The organism is Mariniphaga sp., assembly GCF_041687215.1.
GTDB lineage: Bacteria > Bacteroidota > Bacteroidia > Bacteroidales > Prolixibacteraceae > Mariniphaga.
In genome coordinates this window covers 1-25,154 of the sequence record NZ_JAWLCI010000021.1, presented here as the reverse complement: position 1 = coordinate 25,154, position 25,154 = coordinate 1, and the positions used below count along the sequence as shown (strand labels likewise).

The window sequence follows — 25,154 nt, the reverse complement described above, 5'->3', positions numbered from 1 at the left end:
TAAAAAAGATGAACGTTGTAATTATAGAAGACGAAGCATTTGCCGCATTGCGGTTAAAAAAAATGATTCAGGAATTTAACCCCGATATTAAAATTCTTTCCGAACTGGAGTCGGTTGCCGAATCGGTGAAATGGTTTAAATCGAACCCGGAACCCGATCTGATATTTCTGGATATTCACCTGGAAGATGATCTGAGCTTCGCCATTTTCGATCAGGTAAACATTTCAAGCCCCGTCATTTTCACTACAGCTTTCGATGAGTATGCCATTAAAGCATTTAAGTTGAAAAGCATCGACTACCTGCTGAAACCGATTGTACATGAGGAATTGGCGGCAGCTCTAAAAAAGTATGAGCAGTTTAGCGGATTGCATCACAACTCCGTTGATTTGCAGTCGCTTTACAATTTGCTGACGAACCCCGACAAAAAATACAGAGAACGTTTTTCCATTTCGGTGGGCACAAAAATAAAAATGGTGGAAGTGACCGACATTGCTTACTTTTTTGTGATGGACAAAGGGGTTTACCTTCGCACCAGCCAGGGAAACACGTACAATGTCGATTTTACACTGGATAAGCTCGAAGAGATGCTCAATCCTGCCAAATTTTTCAGAATCAACAGAAAGTACCTGGTTAACATTTCATCCATTGCCAATATGGTAGCTTACTCGCGCGGGCGGGTAAAACTGGAACTGAAACCCAAAGCCGACGAAGAATTCGAAACCATTGTCAGCATCGACCGCTCGTCTGATTTTAAAAAGTGGCTGAATAGTTAGGGAGAAGTGGGAAGCAGGAAGTGGGAAGATGGAAGATGGAAGAGGGAAGCTCATTCATTATTACACCGGAGCTTGAGCCCGGTGAACAGACGCCTGAAAACAAAAAGACTTCAGCCATTAAAAGGATTAAATGCTAAAGCTTCTTTAAACACATAGAAAGTTAACCAACGGGCTCCCCATTGGGATCCCCTTGGGAAAAGCACCGGTGAAAAAATTCGTTTTTTTTTCGCATGAAGTTAATATTTCGTGATTGTGAAATTGTAGCTAATTCTTCCGGCACATCCGTTTGTTCACCTGGCACTTTCATCCGGTTTTTAAGCACTTTGGTCTTTTTTAATTTCGAAGAAACCTGCAATGGGATTAGTTTTGCAACATAAAAAGCAGATAAAAAGTCAAACTCAAAAAGTATTATTTTAAACAAAGAAATCATGAAAACAGAAAACACAATCAAAATCATCCTTGCAATGTTGCTGATTATTGTAGCTTCAGGTTTTGCCCCTAAAAAGGAAGGTGAAAAAGACCGGAAAGCTGAAAAAATACTGCACGAATTTGTGGAAGCAACCGGAGGCGAAAAAGCCATCGCAAACATCGAAAGCCTGATAAGCAAATCGCAACTTGAATTTGTGGAGTCGGGCCTCATCCTCAAAAGGGAAATTTTTGAAACGCGCGCAAACCAATGCTTCATTAAGGTGAATTCGCCTCAAACCGGCGACATTTACAGGGGCTACGACGGAAAACAATGCTGGGAAAAAAGGCAGGCACAACTCCGGGAAATTGTTGGCCAGGAAAAACAAAGCTTTTTAAACAACTCTGCATTTTTGCGATTTGCGAATTGGGAGCAAACCCTGGCCGCATATCAATACGCCGGTAAAACAAATGTTGCCGGAATACCCTTGCATAGAATCGACGTAAAAACCATATACGGCGCTAAAGAAAGCTGGTATTTCAATGCGCATGACCATCTTCTTGTTCGAATGGAGGAGCCACTGGATTTGCCTGAAGGCCTTGCAACTGCCACCACAACTTTTTCTGATTACCGAAACGTAAACGGAGTAAAATTTTCGTTTGCACAAACCATTGAAATGCCCGGGCAAACCCGGAAAATCTCGTTTTCGGAAATTGCAGCAAACCGGGACATTGATAACAACTTATTCTCCCCTCCGGGAAAAAATTAATCTATCGAAACGCGTCAACGAGCTTTATTTTTCAAAACATGAAAAAAGAAACTATTAGAATTAATCTTCTGGACGGGTGGCTCTATAAAACGATTGAGTTTTCGAGCTGCATACTTGTCCGCAGACAAGATTACTGAAATGGGAATCAAATGTCCGCAAATCGCTGAAAAACAACTGTTTTATATTGTGTGCTAAGGGTTGTTTTTTTGTTTGATTATTTTTTCGGTTCAAATAAATTCCAATATTCTCTTGGTGTCAGGATTCTGGTATATTCAAATTCTGTTAACTGAAAATCAAGCGTATTTCCTGTGATTAAATAATCTGCGGAACTTACTGCAGCCAATTCTAAAAATTTGTTGTCACTTGCATCAGATATAATATCAATTTTTCGGTTCGTTTCGTAATATGTCGATATTTCATGAAGCTTATTCAATACAATGTCTGCTTTTGTTTTAAAGTTTGTGTATTTGGTGAACTTTTCCCTGTTTAAAACTTCAATATACTCCGTGAATATTTCTTCAGTTAAACAAGTTTTAACTTTTTGAGTTAGCACTAAATCATATAAAATTTTTGTCGGAATAGAATTTGAAACCAGAGCTGAAACAATAATATTTGTATCAAGAATTAGTTTTTGCATCTCTTACAGCCTGAATTTCAGCATTTATCTCGTCCATTGTCATTTTTGATAATCCTTTTTGTTCTGCAATGGCATTGCATTCCAAGAGTGCTTTTCTTGCATATTCCTGACTTATCAAATCCACCAAATCAGTAAATTTGATTTCCTTATTTCCAAAATTGTACTTTTTAAAATCGGTATTGCTTATTTTTATCTGTATTGTTTGCATAAATTTCTAATTTTAACTTTCACTCAAAATTACAAATTTTTCTTAAAATCAATTAGCGTTTATATTACCGTATGGCGTTTTGCCCTGCCCATCATCAAAACACTCCTGTCAGCTTAGTAATTCAAAACCTAAAAAAGAAATTATTACAGTTAATCTCTCTGGCGGTTGGTAAATGTTGCAGAGCGGATTTCGGAGAGTGTTCCTGTCCGCGAGGACTAAACGGCGATGCGGGAATCCGCTCTTGATTGCCGCACCGACTCCACTCTGAAAATCTTTCTTTGTTCCTATTCCTGTTCATGTTTATCGTTTATTTGATATTTCCTGTTTATTTTATAAGGTTACAATATTGGAATTATTATATCATTATCAGGCTTCCATTTATCTTTAAACAATTCGAAAATATATTTATAGCCGTCATAACTCGGAAGTTGAATATCTATAAACACAGAAGTGAATTGTCTCAAAATTTCTTCCGGAGTTGTGTAAACTTCCGGCACTATTTCAAGAGTTTTATCGTAAGAAATTTTAATTCTCTTTTCTATTTCTGGTTGGAAGTAGGTTCTAAATTTTGGTACTGAATAATCCAAGGATATTTTTCAACATCATTATCCGTTACATTTTCGAAATCAGCAGAATGGTAGAAAGCATTTTAGATTTTTGCTAAAGAAAGAATGAAATCTTCTGCTTCTTTTTCGGTTTTCATTAAAAGCTTAAAACAAAAGTATTTTTAAGGTTCTATTTATTTTACTGAACCTTATGGCAGGATTTTCCCTTATTAATAAATGACAGTCTTTTGTTTCACTTAAAACAAATACAGCTATGAACAATCAATACAGTACACTTTCGGAAGCCATTGAAGCATTGAAAAAAGAGGGATATACCACCAATTTTCGGGTAAACGATAACGGGCTACTGGAAGCAAACAGTGAAAAAACGTTCGGTGCTTCTGAAGTTAAACTGGCCGAGTTTCACCGGTTTGAAGGAATGACTGACCCGGGAGACAGCACTATTTTATATGCGCTTGAAACCAGCTCAGGATTAAAAGGCACTCTCGCAGACTCTTATGGAGCCGATGCATCGGAACTCATCTCAGAATTTATGAAAAAAGTTGAACGAAAAAATCAGATTAATTAACACCAGAAAAAGTAAACAAACAACTGTTCAGGCTATTTTTTACCAATCCGGGAAACCCCTTTTATTTTAGAACGCTAAATTCCGGAGCAACAATTCGTGCAACCTGTTGCCTTGGTTTTCAAGGATCAATTCCTGTGATTTTCAATCATTGTATTTGAATTGATCAATTATTCTTCCGGTTTCGGAAACTCCCGCATTGGACTGTAACGAACATAGGAATCAAACACTTCTTTATCTGGACCCACAATGCGCGGGTCTTCAGATTTTTGCAGTTCTGCAAGTAAAGCCTGTTTTAATTCCTGTTCCACAGAAGCATAATCAGGATTTCCGGCCAGGTTTGTGAGATTATACGGATCGTTTTTAATGTTGAACAGTTCAAACTCCGGACGTTTGCCGTGCGCCCAGTCGAAGTATGTACGGATAGTTTCATCCTGCCAGTTTTCAATAATAAACGATTTTGTTGGAGCTGCGTCAATATCGGTAAAAGCCTGGTCAGAATGGTGAACCCCGCTTTCGTCGATGCCGTGCATGGGAAACAGTTCATTCTCAGTTTCCGGCTTGATGCGCTGCGGATCGCCTGCCGGCCAACGGTTGGGTTTCATGTTCCAAACGAGCAGATAATCGTGACTTCGGATGGCACGTTGCGGGTAGCCCCAGTTCAGATAACGCGACGATGAGTGCCGCTCGCGGCCTGCAAAAACATATTCTTTTGATTCGTCCACCAAACCTTCATTTTTTGATTTCAAAATATGCAGAACACTCTTCCCTGAAATGGGTAACATTCCGTCACTGCTTGTTCCGGTTATTTCCAGAATGGTTGGCGCCAAATCGGCAAAACTCAACAGGTCGTCCACAATCCTTCCTCCCGGAAATTCTTTTGGATAACGCACTGCAAACGGAACATGAATGCCGTATTCATAAGCATTGGCCTTTGCCCTCGGAAAAGCCATGCCGTTATCTGAGGTCACCATCACAATGGTATTTTCCAGTTCGCCGGTTTTTTCCAGGTACTCCAGCATTCGTTGCAAATGAAGGTCGAACCACTCAATTTCCACAGCATAGTCGAGCAGGTCACCTCGCACCACCTCATCATCCGGAAAAAACGCAGGAACCTCGGCATCCTCAAGCTTTTTATTGTTTCTTTTCCATGAATCCTGCTCAAAAGCGCGATGGGGCTCGCTGGCGCCATACCAAAAGAAAAATGGTTTATCGCCACGCACGTTTTCCATAAAATATTTAAAATTCTCAAAATAGTTCACCGGACCAATCCCTCCGGCTGTCCGCTCGTCGCCGGGAGCGTCCTCTTCGTACCGGATGTTGCTGTGTGCAATGCCGGCTGCATCGGTGGCCCGCCAAAGCGAATCATTTTCATCCCGCGCATAACGAAACGGAGAAACGCCTTTTCCCGTTCTTCCGGTTATATATCCGTTGGCATCGAGCAGGTCGATAAACGGAACGTGCTTTTTCAGCCAGGAAGAGGCATGTTGCCCCGACTGTTCGTTTTGCCAGTGGTAGCGGCCGGTAACTATGCTGCTGCGCGATGGCGCACATCCGGGCGATCCGGCCATGCAACTGGTGAAATAAACACCTTCGTTTGCCACCCGGTCGAAAGCAGGTGTGTTTACAAATTTACTTCCCGCAAAGCTGGTATGGGCAAACGACTGGTCGTCGCTAATGGCAAACAGAATGTTCGGACGTGGGGGTTGCTCCGGTTGCTGTTGTGAAGTGCAGCCGGTGAGGGATATTGCTCCAAATGCTATGGTTGAAAAAATAAAAAACTTCATACTTTTTGATTTTAATTATGTTTTGTTTAACGCGAAAAAACTTCTTCGTTTACCACATTTCCATCCACATCACAGTGCTGAAATGTGAGTGTTGCTTTTTCATTTTCGCGGGAAACTTTTCCGTACAGGAATCCGCCCTTCACACGCAAAAAGCGGTGTTCCTGCCTTACATCTTCCTGGCTCCACCCTCCGGCATGAATATCTGCCCCGGCACCGCAACTGAACTCCCAATGATTGGTTCCTTCAAAATGGGTCACATATTGCCAGTGCCGGTCGCCGTTGCAGAGATAAACATTATCGAACTGATTCAGAAACTCGCGAATTTCATCACCTTCATGTTTAAATCCTGAATTGGAATAGTTGTCATTTTTTCTTTCGCGATCAGGCCCGAGTATCGGATTTGCATTGATAACCACCTTAAACGTGGCGTCCGATTCTTCCAGTGTTCGGAATAGCCACTCTTTCTGTTCCTTTCCGAAAATGGTTTTTTCAGGCCCGTCCGGGTCGCTGTTTTTGCTGCGATAATTCCGGCCTTCGGTGAGCCAGATTTGGAGGTCTTTTCCCCAGCGAACGGTTTGGTAAGGTTTTTCGCAAGCCGGATTTTGCTCCTCGAAAATTTCCAGGCCACGCTCCCATGAAACCGTTCCGTAAGTCATTCCCGGATAGGCATCATCAGTAAGCACATCGTGGTCGTCTTTCATAAAATAGCTGGTTACCTGTCCCCAAAATTCTCTTTGAAGCGGCAAAGCATAAAGCCTGTCCCATTTGAATCGCATCAACTCTTCGGTAAGGGCATAAGGTTCAGGTTTGTCGTAATATTCAATGTCGCCGGTGTGCACATAAAAATCGGGAAAAAGTTTCAGCATGACATCGTAAATTTTGTGCCCTCCGGTGGTGTCACGCCTCCAGTAGTCGTGGCAGGTCACCACACAAAACCCGATTTCCTCTTGAGTTTCAGCAGCCGGCGGAGTGCGGAATGCTCCTTCGCTTCGATCCGAAATATCCGAATCTTCGTTGAGCCGGGCTTCCAGTTCCACAACATATTTTGTTCCGGGGTTTAAACTTTCCAGTTTCCACTGGTGGGTGAAATTTTTTTCCGGGTCAACGGCAACCCAATCGATGGTCACTTTGTTATCCTGGTTGGTTAGCGGATAGTATGTCAACCGCACTTCTCCCGAAACACCGGGACAGGCGCCGTCCATTTCTTCCAGCAGAATTCCTTCAGGAATCTGGGCCTTCCTGATTTTTTCCGGATCGGCCTCCCGGTCCAGTTGCCGGTGTTCTTCAGCCGAAGGTTCCAAAAACTTCACACCTTCGGAATTTCCTTCCGGATTTTTTGTCAGCCTGGTCCAGATAACGATGGAATTTTGGTAGGCACACCCGTTGTGAAAACCGTTCCCGAAATACGGTCCTTTGGATTCTTTTTTGGTTTCGCAGGAAATAAAAATGAGCGGGAAAAGGATTAACGAAGCAAAAAAGCACTTTAAAACAGCATTCATTTTTTCAGGTATTTTATTTTACTCTGGTCTGTGTGTAAAAGTAAAGAAAAATACAGAAAAGCCTAAACAATTTGGCTACCTACTTCAACTTTTGATTACCGGAAACAGCTTTCCGCAAATAACTTTACCCAGATTTTTTAAAAGTTAATCTTCAAAAACCTATTCAGAAAAAAGAGTCACTTCACCTTCCAGTCCGGTCGGAATTTTTGTATACCCTCGTGTCCAGCGTTCGGCAGTCGGGTTATTTTCCAAACTCATGACATAATTGCTCAGCACAGTAATAACTTTTATTTCCAACAGGTTTTCACCTGATTTAACTGCATTTTCAATATTGAAAACAGGTTTCCCGTACCAGTTTAACCCCACTTTTTCGCCATTCAGATAAACTTCTGTAACGCCTTTATTCACCTTGTCCAATTGAAACCATTTTGCATTTTCGTCTAAACTGAACGTGGTTTTGTAGGTCACTGTTCCGGCAAACGTGTTCAGTTGCTCATCCGGTGAAGTACCAAACTGGTTCAGCTTATCAAAATTTCGGGTAAAAGATTGTCCGTTAACATGCTCAAACGTAACTTCCCACGGGCCTTCAACAGTGAATATTTTTTCGGCGGGCTTTTCAAAAAGTTTTCCGGGTTCTTCTGTACCGAGTTCAAAAACCAACAACAACGACTGGAGCGGTTCCAGTTCTATATCCAACTCATTTTTATTTTTTCCGAAGGTAAAAACTGAACGGGTTCCATCCTCCGGATTCCAAATCCAGGATGTTTTTTCTCCGGTTGGAAAAACAGCTTTAAATGCCGAAGATTTCACCCGGCTCGAGTTCGTAAAAAACCAGATATCCTTTTCACCTGCTTTTTTGTGAATTTGAAAAACAGCTTTGTCGGGAAAGTCAATTTCCACGTTTTTTTGAATGTTGATTTTTTCGAACAGTTCCAAAGTCCAGGGAAGCAGATTCTCTTCCGATTCAGGGACATGAACCTCAAAAAACCGGTTTGGGAAATTTGCTTTTAGCTGCGCAAAAACACTTTGAACAACCGCGTCGTTTTCAGAAGAATTTTGAAATGAAAGCGAGCGTGTGGGCACTTCGCCAATGGCCACCAGTTTGCCGCCATTTTTCACAAAATCCAGCAAGGCCAGTGCGGTTTCACTTTCGAGCGATTGCACATTGCTCAGCAAAATGGTTTGGTACGACATGGGACCGTAGTTTAAACTTCCATCTTCTTTTTTTCCTTCGCGAATAATATTTTGTCCGATGTAATCGCAAGAACTGCCTGCCTGACTTATGGGTTCCCACAACCGGTAACAATACCAGGGCTCCGTGTGAAACTGATTCCGCGTCAGACCGTGGTCAGCCCAGATATCACCTTCCGGCGCCAAAATGGCAATACTTTTTACCGGTGCTGAATTTTGAAAAATATAAGAAAGCCGGGCGTTGTAATCCACCCAGTTGGAAAAATACGGCCACCAGGGATTTCGCTCGCTGAAATAACTTCCGTAACGAATCCAGCCCGGAAATTCCGCCTTTTCCGGCGAATAATTATATCCGTGCAAAACCGCGTGATTCATACCGGTTATAAAGTTCATGTCGTCGTGTTGTTTAACCTCTTCCAGCGAGGCTTTAAAAACGCCGCGGGTGTTGGTCATGGCCTCATTGCTGATAATCTTTTTCCCCGTGAGGTGTCCGCCCGATGCGGTGTACATGTTCCAAATCATGTACCCGTGCCCCTGGTTCCATTCCCATTCATCGGTGTCCATTTCAGCAGAATAAATCCAGTTGTTGCTTTCGGGAATGTCGGCAATCATATTTCCTTCCATCATCCCCATCAAAAAGGGTGTTCCGTATGCCTGGTAACGGCAGTGTAAACCGCGTTCGGTACAAAAATCCTGAAATTCCTGTGTGAAATTTTCTAGGAAGGTTTTCACGAGTAATTTGTTGTAATCGTAACGAACACGTTTTAACTGATCGGCAAATTCCGGATTATAATTTTCTTCGGGGTAGCCGGTGTAGGGATCATAAAAAATGAAAGGAAACCACGGCTCAAGATTGTAATTGTATGTTTCGAAAAATAGTTCTTCAAAACCGTCTGTCCAGTTGGCGCCGTCGAGTTCAATGCTGTCGCAGAACAGGGCGCGGAGGAGTTTCGAAAGCGGCGTTCCGGTATCATCGCTGATTTTATTCAGCCGGTTGAGGTAGGCGCGGGTAATTTCACGTTCGTAGTGGTTCATTACCGGACCGGCAGCGCCAGGCGCCCCGTGCATCACTTCGCGGTTGCTGCGTTGGAGAATACCGTAAATCAATTCATAATTTCCTGCCGGAACCTGGAGTTCAAGCCGGTTTTCTTTTTTAAAATCAGCAGTCAGGTCGGTAATTTCTGATGTTGCCTGAATTCCCGAAGGAACCAGCCGGATAAAAATCAGTTCGTAACTTTTGGCTGCTTCATAACTTCGTGAGAGTGCCGCCACTGACTTCCGGTACAAACTTTCCAAATCCTCGTTCAGTTTTTCTCCACCCGAAACAGGTATTTTGTGAATGATAATCCGCTGAATGGTTTCATCTTTTTCCAGAAACTCGCCCCCAAACGGCCAGCCCGAGCCTACAATCAAATCGGCCAGCATTCCACGTTTTTGTACTTCGAGCGAAGCAAACCGGAGCATTTCGTTCCACTCTTTACTTCTCCAGGTGAGCGGTTCAATTCCCATGTCATCTGCTTCCTCGGGCATGGCAATCGGATTGATTTCCACGCCGCCAATTCCGGTTTTGTGCAACACATCGAGTTGCCTGACAATTTCCTCTTTTTGAAGCCGGTTGCCGTTCCACCACCAACGCACAAAAGGACGCGCTTCGGCAGGAGGATTTTGAAAGCCGGTGTACAGGTCAGGTTCAGTTGGCGCTGTTTTTTCGGAAATCTGTCCGCAGCTACCAAACAAAAAGAAAACAAGTAACAGGATGCCGGTTCGGGCCGATGTATTGAAATTACTGATTTGAAAATGCATTGGTTTAAAAATTAAGATTCAACTTATTTACTGCCTTCTGTCGGGGTGCACTCCCCATTCGTATCTTCGGGTTGCGTCAAATTCGGGATTTGGAACCGGAAATTCTGCGTTAACCTCTTTTTGCCAGTTTTGCAGGAGCGCTTTCAGTTCAGCAGTTTTATCTGGGTAAAGTTCAGATAAATCCATAGCTTCGCTGATATCTGCGCGTAGGTTGAACAAACTTACCTTTCCCGAAACCTGATTTTCAATGAGTTTCCAGTCGCCCATGCGCACTGCCCCTGCCGGCACATCGTGATGATATACCGGGTAGTGCCAGAAAATGGCGCGTTCCGGGTCAAATTTGTTTTCAAGCAATTCAGGGAGCAGTGATTTGCCGTCCAGAATCTGCTCCTGCGGTGTTTCAGCTTCGGCAATTTCAAGCAACGTGGGATAAAAATCAACACTCGTCACCAAAGCCTCGCTAATCCTTCCCTTTTTAATTTTAGCCGGCCACTTTACAATCAGCGGCTCGCGGATTCCGCCCTCGTAAACCGTTCCCTTTTCAGCCCGAAGCGGCGCGTTGGAAGAAGCAATGTATTGCAGCGGATTGTTTTCATAAACACTCAACTTGTCTTGGGCAAGCAGCGGAATTTTGTCGAAACGCCCGATTAACCCGCCGTTATCCGAATAAAAAATAACGATGGTATTCTCCTCCAGTCCGGTTTCTTCCAGTTTGGCTACAAGGCGTCCCACACTAAGGTCCAGATGCTCAATCATTGCGGCATAAACTGCATTCCCCGGGTAACTGTCTTTTCGTTCCTTGTTCAGGTACTTGTCAATTAACTCCTGGTCAGCGTCCAGTTGCACATGCACATCGTAATGGGCGACAAAAAGAAAAAACGGGTTATCTTTATTGTTTTCAATAAAACTTTCGCCAAAATCGGTGAGCAATTCCGAAAGCCGTTTCGGTGAATTCGTTTCCCGGGGCGGATTAAAACTTACATGGTAATACCCTTGCCCCACGTTGGCCTCGTCGTAACCCTGATTAAGCGGGTGGTGTTCGCGGTTGCCGCCCAGGTGCCATTTCCCGAAATAGCCGGTTGCGTATCCGGCATTTTTCAGTGCCTCTCCAATGGTCACAATTTCCTCCGGCAGATATTGGGTGCGGTTTTTAGGCACAATCACCTCTTCGTATGGGCGCCAGTGGCCGGTGATAAAATCGGTGACTCCCACCCGGGCCGGGTACTGCCCCGACTGAATGCTTGCTCGTGTAGGCGAACAAACCGGACAGGCCGCATAAGCATTGGTAAACCTGACACCTTCGGCAGCCAGCTTATCAATATGTGGTGCTTCGTTAAACGTATTACCGTAGGCTGGCAGATCGGACCAGCCCAAATCATCGGCCAAAATAAAAACGATGTTGGGCCGGGCCTGAGGTTCAGAAGAATCACTGGTTTGTTTGCATCCGCTTGCCAGAAAAATGACCGCTAGGAAAACAGGTAAAAGTTTCATTTTTATATTATTTTAAAGTGGCATTCAATTTTTCGGCATCGTTGAAAACGCTGAAGTTTTTTTCATTCTGTATTGGAACCGGAATGTTCTTTTATCGCCCTTTTCACTGCCTCGAGGTAGCCGTAGCCGTACATGGTGCAGGGCTGAAGGTAACTCGTTTCCGTCCATTCATTCCAACTGTTTACGGTAATCAAAGGAACCTGTCCGGGATGTTTATCCACATAATTCCGTGCTTTCACCAGCGCTTTTTCAAAATTTTCAGGTGTATTGTTTTTTACCACACCCGGCCGGAACATCTCAAACCGCGGATTATTGTCCCAGCCCACCGAAACATGCGGATAATAGGGGATATCAAATGTTTCATCCAAAGATTCCCATTCTTTTTCCACATCCTTCATAATTGCGTTGTAGTCCCTGTCGATATTTGTGAAATGCACAAACTGATAATGACTTACTCCATCGAATTCCAGTTCTTTAATAAGTTCAGTATGATTGCCTAAAACTTCACCGTCAACACCTGTTATGTTAACTCCTCCTTTTCGCAGCGTGACCTGAAGATCGAGACCTTTGAAACCCGCATTCTTCACCACTTTGCGGAACCATTGTAACGCTTCTTTCGTTTCTTCAATTCCACCAAGCCCATTGATTAAGGTACCTAGTTCATAAATCATAAAACTGGGTTTCCCATCCACTGTATAATAAGAAGGATGGGGAAAATATTTTTCAATCACTCTCCGGCATATTACCTCAAACTCCTCTCTGTCAACGCCTGCTTTCCAAATCAGGGCATCATTTGGTTTTCCGGCGTTTCGTTTGTCCCACAACATGGGAACATCGTGATTGGCCCACATCAGGTAAAATTTTACGCGGTCGTTATTCCGGGCTTTCAGGTATCCGTCGTTCAAATGCCCTTCAAGGAAAGGCATTCCGTCGTACCAGTACCAGTCGAAAATGAATACATTCACTCCGTGGTCGGCGGCTGCATTAATTTCCATTTCCGCCACATAAGGATCTGCCTCATTGATGTAACCCCACAAAGGATAACGGGGTTGTTCGTGCCCTTCAAACTTTGGTTTGTTGGATTTTACCGTTTGCCATTCCCCAATTCCATCGGGCCAGAATATTTTTGCCCGGTCATCCGGGTGATAGGACGGCCATACAAATGCGGACACATCATAGGATTGAGTCTTTTTCGTGGATACATCTGCATTCTGACCTCCGGCGGTTTCAGGCAGTGATAAAAATCCAAATGAGAGGACAAAAACCCAAACATTAATTTGTTTAAACTTCATGGGTAACCTTTTAAAACTGTTATTTTTTGAAATACGGATCATAATCCTCTTTTATCACTTTTTTGACCGATTCGAGGTAGCCAAATCCATTAAGCATATCGGGCAGGAGATAACTGCCTTCCACCCACTCATTCCAGGCATTAATGGTAATCAGCTTAGGTTGTTCGGGATGACTGTCGGCATATTTTTTGGCTTTCGACAGCAAAGCGGCGAAACTTTCGGGCGTATTGTGGTAGTGCACCACATCGTGAATCCCTTTTGCGGGAAACCGCGGTGTGTCGTCCCAGCCGATGGAAACACACGGAAACAGCGGCACATCCAGAATGGAGTCCATTTGTGTACGAATTTTCACGGAGTTATCGCCGTAAACCAGGTAGTCTTCGTTCATTCCTCCCATATTGTACAGCGCCACACTGTTGAATCCCATTCCGTCAACCCGTTCTTTAAACCGCGCAGCAGCGGTCTGCGACATAATCGAGCCTCCTCCCTGGTTCCACTGAATATGCAATCCCGGGAAACCGGCATTTTTCACCTCTTCCCTGAAATAATCCAGTGCTTTCCGTGCTTCTTCCACACTTCCGCCAAATCCTTCCAGCAAATTTTCAATGCTGAATATGGAAAATACCGGTTTACCATCGATTTTGAAATAATTGGGTTGGTTGAAATATTGGGTGATTACCCTGTCCACGATAATTTTAAAGTTGTCCCAATCCACGGCGCCGTCCCACATAATGGACGTGTCGTCGGTAAATTTATGCACATTCCAGTAATTCCGGCGTACATCGTGATTGGCCCACATGAGGTAAAATTGCATTTTATCACAGTTTTCAGCTTTCAGAAACCCATCGTTTATGGCACTTTCCAGAAACGGACCGCCATCGAACCAGTACCAGTCGAACACAAAAATATTCACGCCGTGGTCGGTGGCCACATCAATCCAACGTTCCATCACCTGCGGATCGTTGTCCAACTCATAGCCCCATAACGGCAGCCGCGGCTGGTAATGCCCTTCGAAGCGACGATCACCTTTTTTAATCACTTCCCACTCGCCGGTTCCTTCAGGCCACAGCATGTCGCCAAACCGCTCATCGTGGTGGCACGACGGCCAGACGTAGGCGGCAACATAATATTCGTCTTTGACAGGCTCAGGTGAGTTGGCCTTCTCAGACGAGTTGCACGAGATGAGGGTAAAAGCCAGAACAAAATTGATCAGGAGGATTAATTTTTGTGAGATGTTAAATCGTTTCATCGGTTTAAATTATTTAAATGGATTCATATTCTTTTAAAAATCAGCCTAAAAGGGTTTACTCCGGAATAGCCTGTATAAACTGGTTCACCCAGCTTTTTCCCTTCAGCAAATTCATTTCATCTAAAAATGATTCGGTTTCGCGCAAGGTCTTTTTAAAATATTCCGGATTTCTGGAATAATTGAAAAAACCATGCTCCTGTTTTTTATATCCTTTTAAAATACACCTGTTTTCCTGCTGTTTCATGGCATGACTGAACCGAACTACATTTTCGTAAGGCACTGTTTTATCATCTTTTCCGTGCATGATTAGCGTTGGAGGCACACCTTTGGTAATATGATGAACCGGTGAGATTTCAAATTCGCGGCCTTTCACTTTTTCATAACCATAACCCAATTTCCCCGTATCGACTACCGGATTGAACAAAACCAGGGCATAGGGAACAGGTGAAAAGAATAAATCGTCGGTGGATTCATTTACATCATCGATGAGGGCAGTGCAGGCAGCCAGGTGCCCCCCGGCCGATCCGCCGGAAGCCACAATCCGGGAGGTATCGATGCCGAATTTGTGGCCGTTCTTTTTCAGGAAACGCATGGCAGAACGGGCATCTTTTACACTTTCAAATGGCGTGGTACCATGCCTGTTTTGGGTACGGTAATCGGGGCAAACGGCCACCATTCCGCGCGAGGCAAAATATTCCGCCTGCAGTTTAAAATGGTCGGGCGTGCCACCCACCCAGCCTCCACCAAAAAAGAAAACAATGGCAGGCAATTTTATTCCTTCGGGAGACTGTGGCTGATATATGTCCATTGAAAGCCTGGCGTCATCAATATTCTTGTAAACCGCACTGCTTTTTATTACCTCGTAACCCTGACTTTTCACTAAAAAAGGGGAACAAACACCCATAAAAAACAGCAGCAAAACAATTTTATTCTTCATAACTGAATGGTTAACGGATTCCTTTTTATCGCAATAGTTTTCTTGTTATTATTTCAGGTTTCCCACAAATTTAATCAAAAACCGATTTGTTTTTGTACGGGAACCTTAATTCGCTCAATAAATCTTTCATCTCCTGCATGAAGGATTAAGGATTGGGGTTCAAGAGGGGGTCAAAGTGTTGCGAAGGTTGAAGAGGGGAAATAAGGTTTTTGAAGATCAGAAACAAATTTATCATCATTGGGATTAAGACAAAAATACAACCCTGTAATCCCCTTATTTTCATAATTTTGAATATAAAAAAGTCAAATAACGCCAACAAATTTATTAGTATGATGGTATAATGTAAAAAACAGGAATGGAAAAACCAGACATCTGGTGAAATTCCATTCAATTGTTTTTTTTAAGTTTGTATCAAATAAACAGAAAAATGAGAGTAGAAAGTGTAAATAATGAAATAAAACTGACCTTCTCAAAGAATGCACTGGATATCACTGAAATCCAAAGTTTTATTGATTATGTAAAATTTAGAGAAATTAGTGCTTTAAGCAAGGCAACGCAGGAGGATGCAAATAAACTTGCAGAAGAAATTAATCAAAGCTGGTGGGATATAAACAAGCACAAATTTGAATAATGAATTTAGTTCTTGATTCAAATATTTTTATTTCCGGACTAATTACACCAGACGGCACAATATCCAAACTAATTTTAAGAGACTTAAAAGACAGTACTTTGATTTGTCCCGATTTTTTACTTGATGAAGTTTTAAGTAAGTTGGGAAAAATAAAAGGGATAACAAAACTGAATGACAATCAAATTGACGAATTAATTTTTAGGTTTATTAAACGAATTGATTTTATCGACAATGATTTAATCGAGTTCAAATACCAAAAGCAAGCATACGATTTGGTTAAAGATATTGACAAAAAAGACCTCTTGTTTATTGCGCTTTCGATTCAAACAGGATTTAAACTTTGGACAGGTGATAAAAAATTAATGGAGGGGCTAAAAAAGAAAGGTTTTGATCTTATGATTGATACAAAGCAACTACTTTAACAAATTAAAATTTAAAAAATCCGCATCTGAACAAATTATAAAAACCTATCAAAAAACCTGTCCCACCCACCTCAAAACCTTATTCACCTTATTCAATCCAAAGGCCAGTGGAGAAGATTAATAAGGTTGGGGTTCAAGGGTGGTCGAAGTGCTACGAAGGTGGAAGACGGGAAATAAGGTTTTTAATGGGAGGAAACAGGTTGGCCGGCGTGCTGTTTAATCCTGTAAGAATTTTGAATTTAAAAAATCCCGGCACGAAATTTCCCCTCCTTTAACGGATGCAGCTATGGAATGGTTAGTTGTAAAAAGGAGGCCCGCCGGCATGATTTATCAGATGGGGGTGTCCGCCAGCTGGCGGACGGGGTAGTCAAACCAGATAAAACCTGATTTTCCGCTCCCGTTTCTAACAAATAAAAACCTTATCCTAACTTCCCCAAACCTCAGTAAAACGGGTTACCCCATTCGGTCAATACCCTATTCACCTTAATTAATTCACCGCGCTCCCTGAGAAAGTTTCCAGTGTGTACAGAAAAAAGTTATAAACAAAAATGAGTGTATTGCATAAATATTGTAGTCGAGATTTTAACCAAGCTACATACAAAAAAAAATTAGAATAGTTTATCAACAATTATTTTTCTGTAAATAATCGCAAGAAAATAACAGGTTAAAATTCTGTAAATTAAATCAATAACATTTACTTGTTAACAACTTTTCAAAAACGTTATGAACAAAATGAAAGAAATTTTAAATTTTACTTATATTTTTGGTTAGGCGTATCATAGTGAGCGCCATAACTTTAAATTTTTTGCCGATGAAAGTTAAGGCAATTAACAAAAAAAATCCGATGGAGCCCGAAGCGGCACCACGGTTCTATGCATCAGCAGTGCATGATGTGCAGACTGATCTCAATGATTTGGCCATTTCGGTGGCTAATCGCTGCTCTTTAAGACGTGCCGATGTGCACGGAGTGTTGGTCGCTTTAATGGATATCATTCCCGAAAAGCTTATCGAAGGTAGTTCTATTGCTTTGGGCGACCTCGGAACTTTTTGCGTAAATGTAAAAAGTGACGGGGTAGAAACTGAGGATGAACTATCCCCTTCGATGGTAAAAGGAGTGAAAATCGTTTACCGCCCAACAAAAGAGCTTAAGAAAAAACTGCGGATGATTGACGTCACTATCGCAAATTAATTTCTCAAGCTCTGCATGAGGTCCTGGTTTGTGTACCCGCACATTCCGGGACCTTTATTTTTTTCGACGGTTGAAGTTACAACAATCCCGGTAAAATTACAATGTTTAACAACCGGAACCCGTAAAAATAAATTTTCACCAACGGATCCAATGTATCCAAATACTTATTAATCAGCCACTTTTAAATGTAAATAAATTCATTTCATAATAAGTACACATTGAAAGTGTAATATGCCTTCATCGGCTTTGTGATGTGCCTACATTGCAATATTCAAATGTATACATTGGTTTCGCCATGTGCCTTGAATACTTTTCAATCCGAAATAAAATGAAAACCAGATTTAGTTGGTGTTGAAAGATGCCGGTTTTAAGAAAATTACCGGCTGATTTGTATTGAGCAAAAACCACGCGTGGTTTCACGGGAATAAAACTTACCCTGAGATAATCCGCTTTCCTGACACAATTCTATGGCCAAGTACATTCCCTCTTTACTATATTTCTGATTCTTTCGCATGGCGCGAAGTTAGATGCCCTGTAGTCATCTAACAAGACGGGGTTGGTAGAAGGGATACGCAGAGTTTATAACTTTAATGAAACAATACGGGGTTCACCGACTGCTTACAGTCAAAACTCCATGCCGGGCAAGTTTCCTCTTTTTCTCTATTTCTGTTTTTTCGCATGAAACGAAGTTAGGAGCCAACAGGTCATCTGGCATGACGAAATTGGTAGAAGTGATACAGAAAATCACTATAACCTATTTTGGATTCCTTCCTGTCTTCCAGTTTGGAGCTTTTTGATAATAACATACTAGTCATACGTCAATCCAAAGCCAAAAGGAAACAACGTATCTTCTTTAGAATAACCCGGTGCATCAGAATCTTGATTTATAACAGCTTCGCGGCTTTTTGGCAAAGCAAACGGAAGTTTTCCTACTGGCTTGAAATTCCCCATAATAATATCCATTACGGCTTCGCTTCTGACACCAAATGTAGCCAGAATGGCACCAGACTCAAGAAAACCACTCTGCTGATCTAAAACATAGGGATTACGAAAGTCAATGGACAAAATTGTGTTTTCGGATCCAACTATGTTCATAATATTCTTTATATCCGCCAGCGATGGAGAAATGTGCCACGATTGTGAACCAACCATATCGGAAAAAGCCAAAAAATCAAGTTCTTCAGGTAAAGCCCCACCAAATCTGCCTCCAGTATTTAATACATTTATCCGTATAATTGCATAATTAATGTCATCTCCAATTGCTGGCCGTTGACCGTTTATGCGATCGTAGTCGCCAGTAATTACCTTAATACCTGCCCAAGACCTGTTATTAAAAATTTCAGTATCCACCCCCATTGTAAATAAAACAAGCGAATCGTTACCTTCCGGCATTGTCAGGGGAAGCTTCATATTGTTTTGCAACAGCACAATTGATTTTCGTTGAGCGACGTTCGCTTTTCTTTGAAATGATGAATTTCCTACAATATAAGCAGCACGATCTGGATCTACATAAGGATTTTCGAACAAGCCTAACTCAAATTGTTCTGTCAATAGCCTCCTGACCGATTGTTCGATCCTGCTTTCTGATATTTTTCCCGTTTTTACCAGGTCTATTATCATTTTATTATCACTAAAACCAGAAAGCACATCTGTTCCTGCCTCAACAGCAATAACTATTTGTTCTTCCTTGGTTTTATCTTCCAATCCCCAAGCTCTTTCACCAATAATCCCAGTGTCTGAATTTACATATCCTTTAAATCCAAGTTCATTTCTTAGTAAATCGGTAACAATTCCTTTAGAAAACGCCATCCCAACATCATTTGGCAGGTACTGCTGCCCAATAGGAATTCCATAATAGGGCATTATTGATGATACGCCAGCCTCAATCGCGGCTTTAAACGGAGCGACATGGTTATCGAACATGCCTGCCGGATAAACCTGGTTTTTCCCATAATCGAAGTGTGGATCGCCTCCGCCTTCTTGAGGGCCACCCCCGGGGAAATGTTTCATTGTCAGGGCAACACTTTTTGAGTTTAATGATTCTCCCTGCAAATTTTTAACGAGTGCAGCTATAATTTCGGTAGCCCATTCACTATCTTCAGTAAACGTTTCATGAATACGATACCATCTTGGTTCAGTAGCTAAATCGGCCATATATCCGTACATTGATCTAAGGCCAATTGATGTCCATTCCTTTCTCATAATATCTGCGAATTCAGCTATAAGTTCTATATCCTGTGTTGCTGCGAGACCAGCTTCTTTCGGCCAGGCGGAAAAAGCTCCGGACTCTACATTTATACCTGCTCTGGGATCGTATGCCACATGATTTCTCGCATTCGATTTAAAAACTACTGGAATGCCAAGGCGAGTATTTTCTGCAATTTCCTGAACAGAATTTGTAAATTGAGCAGCTTCATATGGAGATATCTGACTTCCGCCAAAACCACCTTCACCGTAACGTTCAGGACTCTCAACGACAGGATTTCTGAAAATAAACCGGGACATCTTTTCATTTTCGATGTAACGAACGCCATTTTCAGAAACTTTTCCAAAAGCTTCTGCGTTAAGCGTGTTGATCAACAGAAAACCAACTTTTTCCTCCAAAGTCAATTGAGCTATTAAATTATCAATTCGGTTGACCACCGGTTGACGCCAATCTTCGTAAATATCTAATTTTCCGTTTTTATTCAAATCTTTAAATTTCAATTCATCAACATGAAGGATATTAGTTGCCCTGGCATCGATTTCGGGCTGTAAACTATAGGTTCCCTGTGCTATTAAAGCAGAACTCTTTAAAAGCAACAATACAATGATTAGTCTGTTAAAATTGTTCATAAACGTAACGTATGTTATAATTGTTTTTATTGTTGATTTTTATAATATAGAGGTACAGTTTACTCTATTCCCAACTTTGTAATATATATGGAGCAGTGCGCATTTCGTATCCAGCAACGGAGCCTGAAATTGGATTTTCATTCCTGAATTCTACCAATTTCTTAATTACTTTTTTTAAATTAGGATTTGCGATTGTATGATCTGATTCATTAATGATGTCAATACTATTTAATGCCCAATTCCTGTCAGAATAATCATAAGTGACTTTGTCATTTATAATATTGATGTATGCTTCAATTGCTTCATCTTTTTCTCCAAGCCAATACAACGCTTCAGCAGCAAGCGCAGCTACGGATCCAGACCTGTCTTTTGCTGCTTTTTTCAATGCAGGAATGGCTGGTCTGGCATGCTCCTTCAACAGTAATAACCCTGTCACTCCCCAATAACGTATTCCACTATGCTCATTTTGCAAATACTGAATATAGGTTTTTATGTCTCCAATCTCTCCCAAAGTAGCAAGTTCAGCTGCCTGCAACAATTCATCAAACGGGCAATCATCAGAACGCATGTAATCATACATCGATTTATATTTCGTATTTTTTCCTGAATAATAAGTATATTCATCTTCTGGAATTAACAACACATCGTGTATTTCTCTCTTCCAGTCCTTTTCTGCCTGACGCATCTGTTTCAATACTTCCTGATAGGCAGGAACTCCTGCCAGATTATTGACATTCCAGGGGTCATTCTCAATATCATAAAGCTCTTCTACGGGTCTTTCCTCGAAAAATATACTTTGAATGATATTTGTTCTTCCTGCTTTATATTCATTATACCAAGATTGTGTTGCCGGCATGCTATATAATGTTCGTAGAAACTGCATTGCCGGTCGAAATGGCATATAATTATGAATATACCTATATTTGTGGTCTGCTACTGCAATCGAATTATCATAACGCTCATCCATTCTTCCCCGGGCTGAATATACGTACCTGTTTTCTTTTGCCTTTTGTTTTCCCAGGAAGGGTTTTCCTTGCATATAATCAGGGACAGGAATATCTACCAAACTAAACAATGTAGGAGGAAGATCAATGAAAGAAATTAAACGATCTATCTTATCTCCTGGTTTTTCAGAAGGATACAAATAATCGTATTTTTCAGGGATTCTTACAATGAAAGGAACATGTGTTCCTGTTTCATACAAGAAGCGCTTGCTGCGTGGCAGCACACCACCATGATCACTGTAATAAAAAACTATGGTATTATCGGCAAGTCCACATTCTTCAAGTTCTAAAAGTAAGACGCCTAAAAGACTATCCATATGCTGAACAGCGTCATAATATACTGCCCAGTCGTAACGGATTTGTTTTGTATCCGGATGGTATGGTGGCAATGGCACTTTGGCCGGGTTATGTTTTAGATTCCCGACCGAAGTTCCCTGCCTCCTGTTAACCTGACTTTCATGACTTTCCATTAGGTTGAATAAAGCAAAGAATGGTTTTCCATCCGGACGATTTTTATAATGCGCCGTATTGCTGCATTCATTCCAAATCCCTTTATCATCAATCGAGCCCGAATTATAATCGGTTTTGCTATTATTCGTACAGTAATATCCTGCCTGGCGCAAATATTCAGGATAAGTATGAACCAAGTCTGATGTAGCATAATCACTTCTCATCGGATGGTTCCCGTTTGAATTGGCATAAACACCTGTGATTATACTATTTCGTGTTGGAGAACATACTGGATGAGTCGCATAAGCATGTGTATACATAAATCCCTCACTGGCCAGCTTATCGATGTTGGGCGTTGTGGCAAAAGAATTTCCATAACACTCAATAAAATATTCACTATTGTCCTCACTTGTAATCCACAGAATATTTGGTAATTCATCCTGTTGTTTTTGCCCAAAACTGTTGGAACATGTTACTGACAATGCAATGAGCATGATTGTCGATTCTTTAGTAATTGATTTAATTTTAATCATATCTATAGTTTTAGCTTAATTAATGAGGCAACTCAAATTTATTTTTATTGAAGTATTTAATCAGGTTTTGGAAAATCCCGCATCGGGCTGTATCGAATGTAGGAATCAAAAACTTCTTTATCGGGACCCACAACGCGCGGATCTTCCTATTTTTTTAAAATCATTCCGCAAAGCTTGTTTCAATTTAACGGCTGCAAAATGTATTTCAGACCAGGTTTTTAAATTTTTATCATCTTGAATTACTTTAATAAAAATTTTTTCGTAATGAACTGCATTTTTAATTTTGTAAATCCTCCTGAAAATTAATCACATACATAAGGTCCATGGACAGATTTAATTTTAAAATCTTCATTAGAATCATCCAACATAAAAATATTGAATAATTCTCCTTTGGGTTCAACACGAATTACAATATGCCCTTGTTGACCTATAATTTTTTCAATGCTTGTTCCTATAAATATTTTTGTTTCTTCCATCATATTGGTTGTAAAAATATCCCGAGGCCCAGGATATAATTTAGATGAAACTAATCGTCCTAAAGTACTCGGTGCTGGATGATTTACAACCCAACTCTGGATAATATGAACTCTTGGTCGTAAAGAACGAATAAAATTTTCATTTTGAGCATTGAAATGTGCGTGATGATTTGTAACATTAACTTCCACTGGACCAACAACATATCCGATGGGTGTTTCAATATCATGCCAAACAGGATCTCCTGGGGCTGGAATTCCCAGTAAATCTCCTCCAGTAAAATAGTCAAATCGTCCATAAGATAACCTTATTGCTGTACACAACATATTTTCATCTGGAAAATCGTCTTTATCTATTGATTCAATTGGCGGGAAGTGATTTCTTACATTCTCACCTACACCAGTCCATACATATCCGTTTGCTGCAATATTACGAATTTCAAAGTTTCGATAATTATTAGGATTATTTACAAGTATAATTTGATCATTCCTTCCAACATTAAATTTTTCTGCCTGCATTTCTTTATTAATTATATGCCATTCAATAAAATTCTTATAATTCTGCATTGTGGCATTATTCATTGGAGAAGGCCAATTATAAAAAGGATAATCACGATCTATAATTTTTTTAAAACGGATATTTTCGCCTACTTCAGTAATCCCAGATAATTCATAATTACCCTTTTGAGATTGTTTATTGTCTGAATGCACACCTCCCATATGATCACCATGAAAGTGCGTTAAAAGAATGTAATCTAATTTTAACTCCATTTTAGTTTCGTATAGGATGTTTGAAATATATCTAGATATCCATTCACCTGGTGTCCTACTATTGTTTGGTTTAGCTACAGCCTCTCTAGGACTTGGGGGACGATGTGATTCACCGGCATCGATTAACATAGTAGTACCATCAGGGAAAATAATAAAAGTTGCATCCCCTTTACCAGTATTAATATGATGTATATCTAAATTCCCCTCTGACCAAACAGGTAATTTTTCTCCTATTCTAATTTGTGCATCTAAATTTTCCCCGAAACAAAGCAGAACAAAACTTATCAATAATAATAAAAAGAATTTGGTTTTCATGATTACTTATTTATAATTTAAATAAAAATTTATTGTAAAAAGGTTTTTTAAAGGGTGTCTATACAATAAAATATATAAGCACCCTTTAAATTTAGTAGCCTGGATTTTGAGTCAATTCATTATTTACATCAATAGCATACTGTGGAATTGGAAATAATAATTTATTAGTATTTAAAGAAGGAATTTTCTCTAGTGCCCGATTTGTTCTTACTAGATCAAAAAGTCTGTGAAACTCATGACATAATTCAATCCTTCTTTCATGCTCAATTGCCAGGGCAAGAGTGGGATATTTATCTGAAGGATAGTCATCCGTTCCATAGAGAGACATCCCGGCTCGAGCTCTAACCATGTTTAAATAAAGTGGATCATCAGTTACTTCTGAATACATTAATAAGATGTCTGCATAACGAATAATTTCAACATTTTGTCCAGGATTATCCCAATTGAGATCATAAAATTTCATAGTAAATGGAAAATAAACAAATTCACCCGATTCTTGATCAATATAACCAGTTCTTAAAAACATATCTTTTCTTGGATCACCATTTTCAAATTCTTCAATTAAATCATCAGAAGGTGAATTATGACCATTCCCTCGATAATCAAGCCTCGTATCTCCTGGCAATGAAAAACTATAGTAGAATGGTGAATATGAAGCTTGATGTCCTGAATTTATGGCATTTGGACCTGCCATATATTGGACTTCTAAAACTGACGATTTGCAATTTTTTGTATCAGCGTCAAATAAAAATTCTAAATCGTTTATATCACTATTTCCATCTTGATTTGCATCTAACGAAAACAAATTACTATTAATTATATTTTCTAATTCAACCTTAGCACTACCTTTATCCCCAATAGTAAGATGTACTTTTGATAGAATAGCTGAAGCACCAAATTTTGTGACTCGGCCAATATTATTCCCTGTCCATTTTTCAGGGAGAATTGTTTTTGCATAATTCAAATCTTCAATAACATTCTCATATATTGTTGCAGGCTCGACACGAAGATATTCATAGGCATCTAAAGGTGCAATTTTTTTATCAATATATGGAATAGCTCCAAAAGCACGAACCAAATTAAAGTAAATTAATGACCGAATTAAAATTGCTTGCCCTTTCATTTCATTTAATGCAGTACTATTTATTTCAATCTCAGTATTTTCCAATTGATATAAAATATTGTTACAAATAGAAATTCCTTTGTATGCCCTGTCCCAAGCAGTAAGAATTCGGCTGTTATGTGTAGGAATTCTATATTCCCTCAAATCCGCAAGTAAAAAATTTGGTTTGAAAAGTAACAACTTTTAGGTTTACATTGGCGGTTTTTGTGCTTTTTGTATTGTTTGCACGCTTTTC

At 40.6% G+C, this 25,154-nt stretch carries 19 protein-coding genes; 6 read left to right on the top strand and 13 right to left on the bottom strand.

Annotated elements, in window-relative coordinates; genetic code table 11:
• The first annotated feature begins 8 nt into the window (after window positions 1-8).
• Window positions 9-773 carry a LytR/AlgR family response regulator transcription factor gene (locus tag ACESMA_RS09385; protein WP_372948542.1) on the top strand — a complete coding sequence of 255 codons (765 nt, stop codon included), beginning with the start codon at window positions 9-11 and terminating at the stop codon, window positions 771-773.
• A 428-nt stretch (window positions 774-1,201) separates the two neighbouring features.
• Complete coding sequence (locus tag ACESMA_RS09380; RefSeq protein ID WP_372948541.1) at window positions 1,202-1,948, top strand: hypothetical protein; 747 nt, start codon at window positions 1,202-1,204, stop codon at window positions 1,946-1,948.
• Between the two features lie 214 nt (window positions 1,949-2,162).
• Here ACESMA_RS09380 and ACESMA_RS09375 read toward each other — a convergent pair whose 3' ends face one another.
• Window positions 2,163-2,585, bottom strand: coding sequence for a putative toxin-antitoxin system toxin component, PIN family (locus tag ACESMA_RS09375; RefSeq protein WP_372948540.1), 423 nt, complete (start codon window positions 2,583-2,585; stop codon window positions 2,163-2,165).
• Complete coding sequence (locus ACESMA_RS09370; RefSeq protein ID WP_372948539.1) at window positions 2,566-2,793, bottom strand: hypothetical protein; 228 nt, start codon at window positions 2,791-2,793, stop codon at window positions 2,566-2,568. Before ACESMA_RS09370 ends, ACESMA_RS09375 begins: the two co-directional genes overlap by 20 nt.
• A gap of 819 nt (window positions 2,794-3,612) precedes the next feature.
• Between ACESMA_RS09370 and ACESMA_RS09365 the strand changes: the two genes are divergently transcribed.
• Window positions 3,613-3,927 (top strand): phosphoribosylpyrophosphate synthetase, encoded by a 315-nt coding sequence (locus tag ACESMA_RS09365; protein ID WP_372948538.1) that lies wholly within the window; start codon window positions 3,613-3,615, stop codon window positions 3,925-3,927.
• Between the two features lie 167 nt (window positions 3,928-4,094).
• Here ACESMA_RS09365 and ACESMA_RS09360 read toward each other — a convergent pair whose 3' ends face one another.
• The 7 genes from ACESMA_RS09360 to ACESMA_RS09330 form a co-directional block, all read right to left on the bottom strand.
• Window positions 4,095-5,711: a sulfatase gene (locus ACESMA_RS09360; RefSeq protein WP_372948537.1), complete on the bottom strand. Its 1,617-nt coding sequence runs from the start codon at window positions 5,709-5,711 to the stop codon at window positions 4,095-4,097.
• Between the two features lie 26 nt (window positions 5,712-5,737).
• Window positions 5,738-7,210, bottom strand: a complete 1,473-nt coding sequence (locus ACESMA_RS09355; RefSeq protein ID WP_372948536.1) for an alkaline phosphatase D family protein — start codon at window positions 7,208-7,210, stop codon at window positions 5,738-5,740.
• 159 nt (window positions 7,211-7,369) lie between these two features.
• Complete coding sequence (locus ACESMA_RS09350) at window positions 7,370-10,204, bottom strand: glycosyl hydrolase (RefSeq protein ID WP_372948535.1); 2,835 nt, start codon at window positions 10,202-10,204, stop codon at window positions 7,370-7,372.
• A 27-nt stretch (window positions 10,205-10,231) separates the two neighbouring features.
• Window positions 10,232-11,695 (bottom strand): sulfatase, encoded by a 1,464-nt coding sequence (locus tag ACESMA_RS09345; RefSeq protein ID WP_372948534.1) that lies wholly within the window; start codon window positions 11,693-11,695, stop codon window positions 10,232-10,234.
• Window positions 11,696-11,757: 62 nt separating this feature from the next.
• Window positions 11,758-12,987, bottom strand: coding sequence for a glycoside hydrolase family 99-like domain-containing protein (locus tag ACESMA_RS09340; RefSeq protein ID WP_372948533.1), 1,230 nt, complete (start codon window positions 12,985-12,987; stop codon window positions 11,758-11,760).
• 19 nt (window positions 12,988-13,006) lie between these two features.
• The gene (locus ACESMA_RS09335; RefSeq protein ID WP_372948532.1) at window positions 13,007-14,236 is read right to left on the bottom strand and encodes a glycoside hydrolase family 99-like domain-containing protein; all 1,230 of its coding nucleotides are present in this window, start codon (window positions 14,234-14,236) and stop codon (window positions 13,007-13,009) included.
• Between the two features lie 55 nt (window positions 14,237-14,291).
• Window positions 14,292-15,173: an alpha/beta hydrolase gene (locus ACESMA_RS09330; RefSeq protein WP_372948531.1), complete on the bottom strand. Its 882-nt coding sequence runs from the start codon at window positions 15,171-15,173 to the stop codon at window positions 14,292-14,294.
• 427 nt (window positions 15,174-15,600) lie between these two features.
• On the opposite strand from ACESMA_RS09330, the gene ACESMA_RS09325 reads away from it, so the two are divergent.
• From ACESMA_RS09325 to ACESMA_RS09315, 3 genes are all read left to right on the top strand, one after another.
• Window positions 15,601-15,804, top strand: coding sequence for a hypothetical protein (locus tag ACESMA_RS09325; protein ID WP_372948530.1), 204 nt, complete (start codon window positions 15,601-15,603; stop codon window positions 15,802-15,804).
• Window positions 15,804-16,226 (top strand): PIN domain-containing protein, encoded by a 423-nt coding sequence (locus ACESMA_RS09320; RefSeq protein ID WP_372948529.1) that lies wholly within the window; start codon window positions 15,804-15,806, stop codon window positions 16,224-16,226. The genes ACESMA_RS09325 and ACESMA_RS09320 overlap by 1 nt, the downstream gene beginning before the upstream one ends.
• An 811-nt stretch (window positions 16,227-17,037) precedes the next feature.
• On the top strand, window positions 17,038-17,415 hold the full coding sequence (locus ACESMA_RS09315; RefSeq protein ID WP_372948528.1) for an HU family DNA-binding protein: 378 nt from the start codon (window positions 17,038-17,040) through the stop codon (window positions 17,413-17,415).
• Window positions 17,416-18,222: 807 nt separating this feature from the next.
• Here ACESMA_RS09315 and ACESMA_RS09310 read toward each other — a convergent pair.
• From ACESMA_RS09310 to ACESMA_RS09295, 4 genes are all read right to left on the bottom strand, one after another.
• Window positions 18,223-20,250, bottom strand: coding sequence for a glycoside hydrolase family 3 protein (locus tag ACESMA_RS09310; protein ID WP_372948527.1), 2,028 nt, complete (start codon window positions 20,248-20,250; stop codon window positions 18,223-18,225).
• A 64-nt stretch (window positions 20,251-20,314) separates the two neighbouring features.
• The gene (locus ACESMA_RS09305) at window positions 20,315-22,237 is read right to left on the bottom strand and encodes a sulfatase-like hydrolase/transferase (RefSeq protein WP_372948526.1); all 1,923 of its coding nucleotides are present in this window, start codon (window positions 22,235-22,237) and stop codon (window positions 20,315-20,317) included.
• 302 nt (window positions 22,238-22,539) lie between these two features.
• Entirely contained in the window at window positions 22,540-23,796 is a 1,257-nt protein-coding gene (locus tag ACESMA_RS09300; RefSeq protein WP_372948525.1) for a ComEC/Rec2 family competence protein, read from the bottom strand.
• A 91-nt stretch (window positions 23,797-23,887) separates the two neighbouring features.
• Window positions 23,888-25,099, bottom strand: a complete 1,212-nt coding sequence (locus ACESMA_RS09295) for a RagB/SusD family nutrient uptake outer membrane protein (RefSeq protein WP_372948524.1) — start codon at window positions 25,097-25,099, stop codon at window positions 23,888-23,890.
• Window positions 25,100-25,154 lie beyond the last annotated feature (55 nt).

Coding starts and splice junctions, on each gene's coding strand:
- ACESMA_RS09370 (WP_372948539.1), bottom strand. CDS start 2,793: ATGCAAACAATACAGATAAAAATAAGCAATACCGATTTTAAAAAGTAC.
- ACESMA_RS09340 (WP_372948533.1), bottom strand. CDS start 12,987: ATGAAGTTTAAACAAATTAATGTTTGGGTTTTTGTCCTCTCATTTGGA.
- ACESMA_RS09385 (WP_372948542.1), top strand. CDS start 9: ATGAACGTTGTAATTATAGAAGACGAAGCATTTGCCGCATTGCGGTTA.
- ACESMA_RS09305 (WP_372948526.1), bottom strand. CDS start 22,237: ATGATTAAAATTAAATCAATTACTAAAGAATCGACAATCATGCTCATT.
- ACESMA_RS09365 (WP_372948538.1), top strand. CDS start 3,613: ATGAACAATCAATACAGTACACTTTCGGAAGCCATTGAAGCATTGAAA.
- ACESMA_RS09300 (WP_372948525.1), bottom strand. CDS start 23,796: ATGAAAACCAAATTCTTTTTATTATTATTGATAAGTTTTGTTCTGCTT.
- ACESMA_RS09355 (WP_372948536.1), bottom strand. CDS start 7,210: ATGAATGCTGTTTTAAAGTGCTTTTTTGCTTCGTTAATCCTTTTCCCG.
- ACESMA_RS09320 (WP_372948529.1), top strand. CDS start 15,804: ATGAATTTAGTTCTTGATTCAAATATTTTTATTTCCGGACTAATTACA.
- ACESMA_RS09380 (WP_372948541.1), top strand. CDS start 1,202: ATGAAAACAGAAAACACAATCAAAATCATCCTTGCAATGTTGCTGATT.
- ACESMA_RS09345 (WP_372948534.1), bottom strand. CDS start 11,695: ATGAAACTTTTACCTGTTTTCCTAGCGGTCATTTTTCTGGCAAGCGGA.
- ACESMA_RS09360 (WP_372948537.1), bottom strand. CDS start 5,711: ATGAAGTTTTTTATTTTTTCAACCATAGCATTTGGAGCAATATCCCTC.
- ACESMA_RS09335 (WP_372948532.1), bottom strand. CDS start 14,236: ATGAAACGATTTAACATCTCACAAAAATTAATCCTCCTGATCAATTTT.
- ACESMA_RS09375 (WP_372948540.1), bottom strand. CDS start 2,585: ATGCAAAAACTAATTCTTGATACAAATATTATTGTTTCAGCTCTGGTT.
- ACESMA_RS09325 (WP_372948530.1), top strand. CDS start 15,601: ATGAGAGTAGAAAGTGTAAATAATGAAATAAAACTGACCTTCTCAAAG.
- ACESMA_RS09330 (WP_372948531.1), bottom strand. CDS start 15,173: ATGAAGAATAAAATTGTTTTGCTGCTGTTTTTTATGGGTGTTTGTTCC.
- ACESMA_RS09350 (WP_372948535.1), bottom strand. CDS start 10,204: ATGCATTTTCAAATCAGTAATTTCAATACATCGGCCCGAACCGGCATC.
- ACESMA_RS09315 (WP_372948528.1), top strand. CDS start 17,038: ATGAAAGTTAAGGCAATTAACAAAAAAAATCCGATGGAGCCCGAAGCG.
- ACESMA_RS09310 (WP_372948527.1), bottom strand. CDS start 20,250: ATGAACAATTTTAACAGACTAATCATTGTATTGTTGCTTTTAAAGAGT.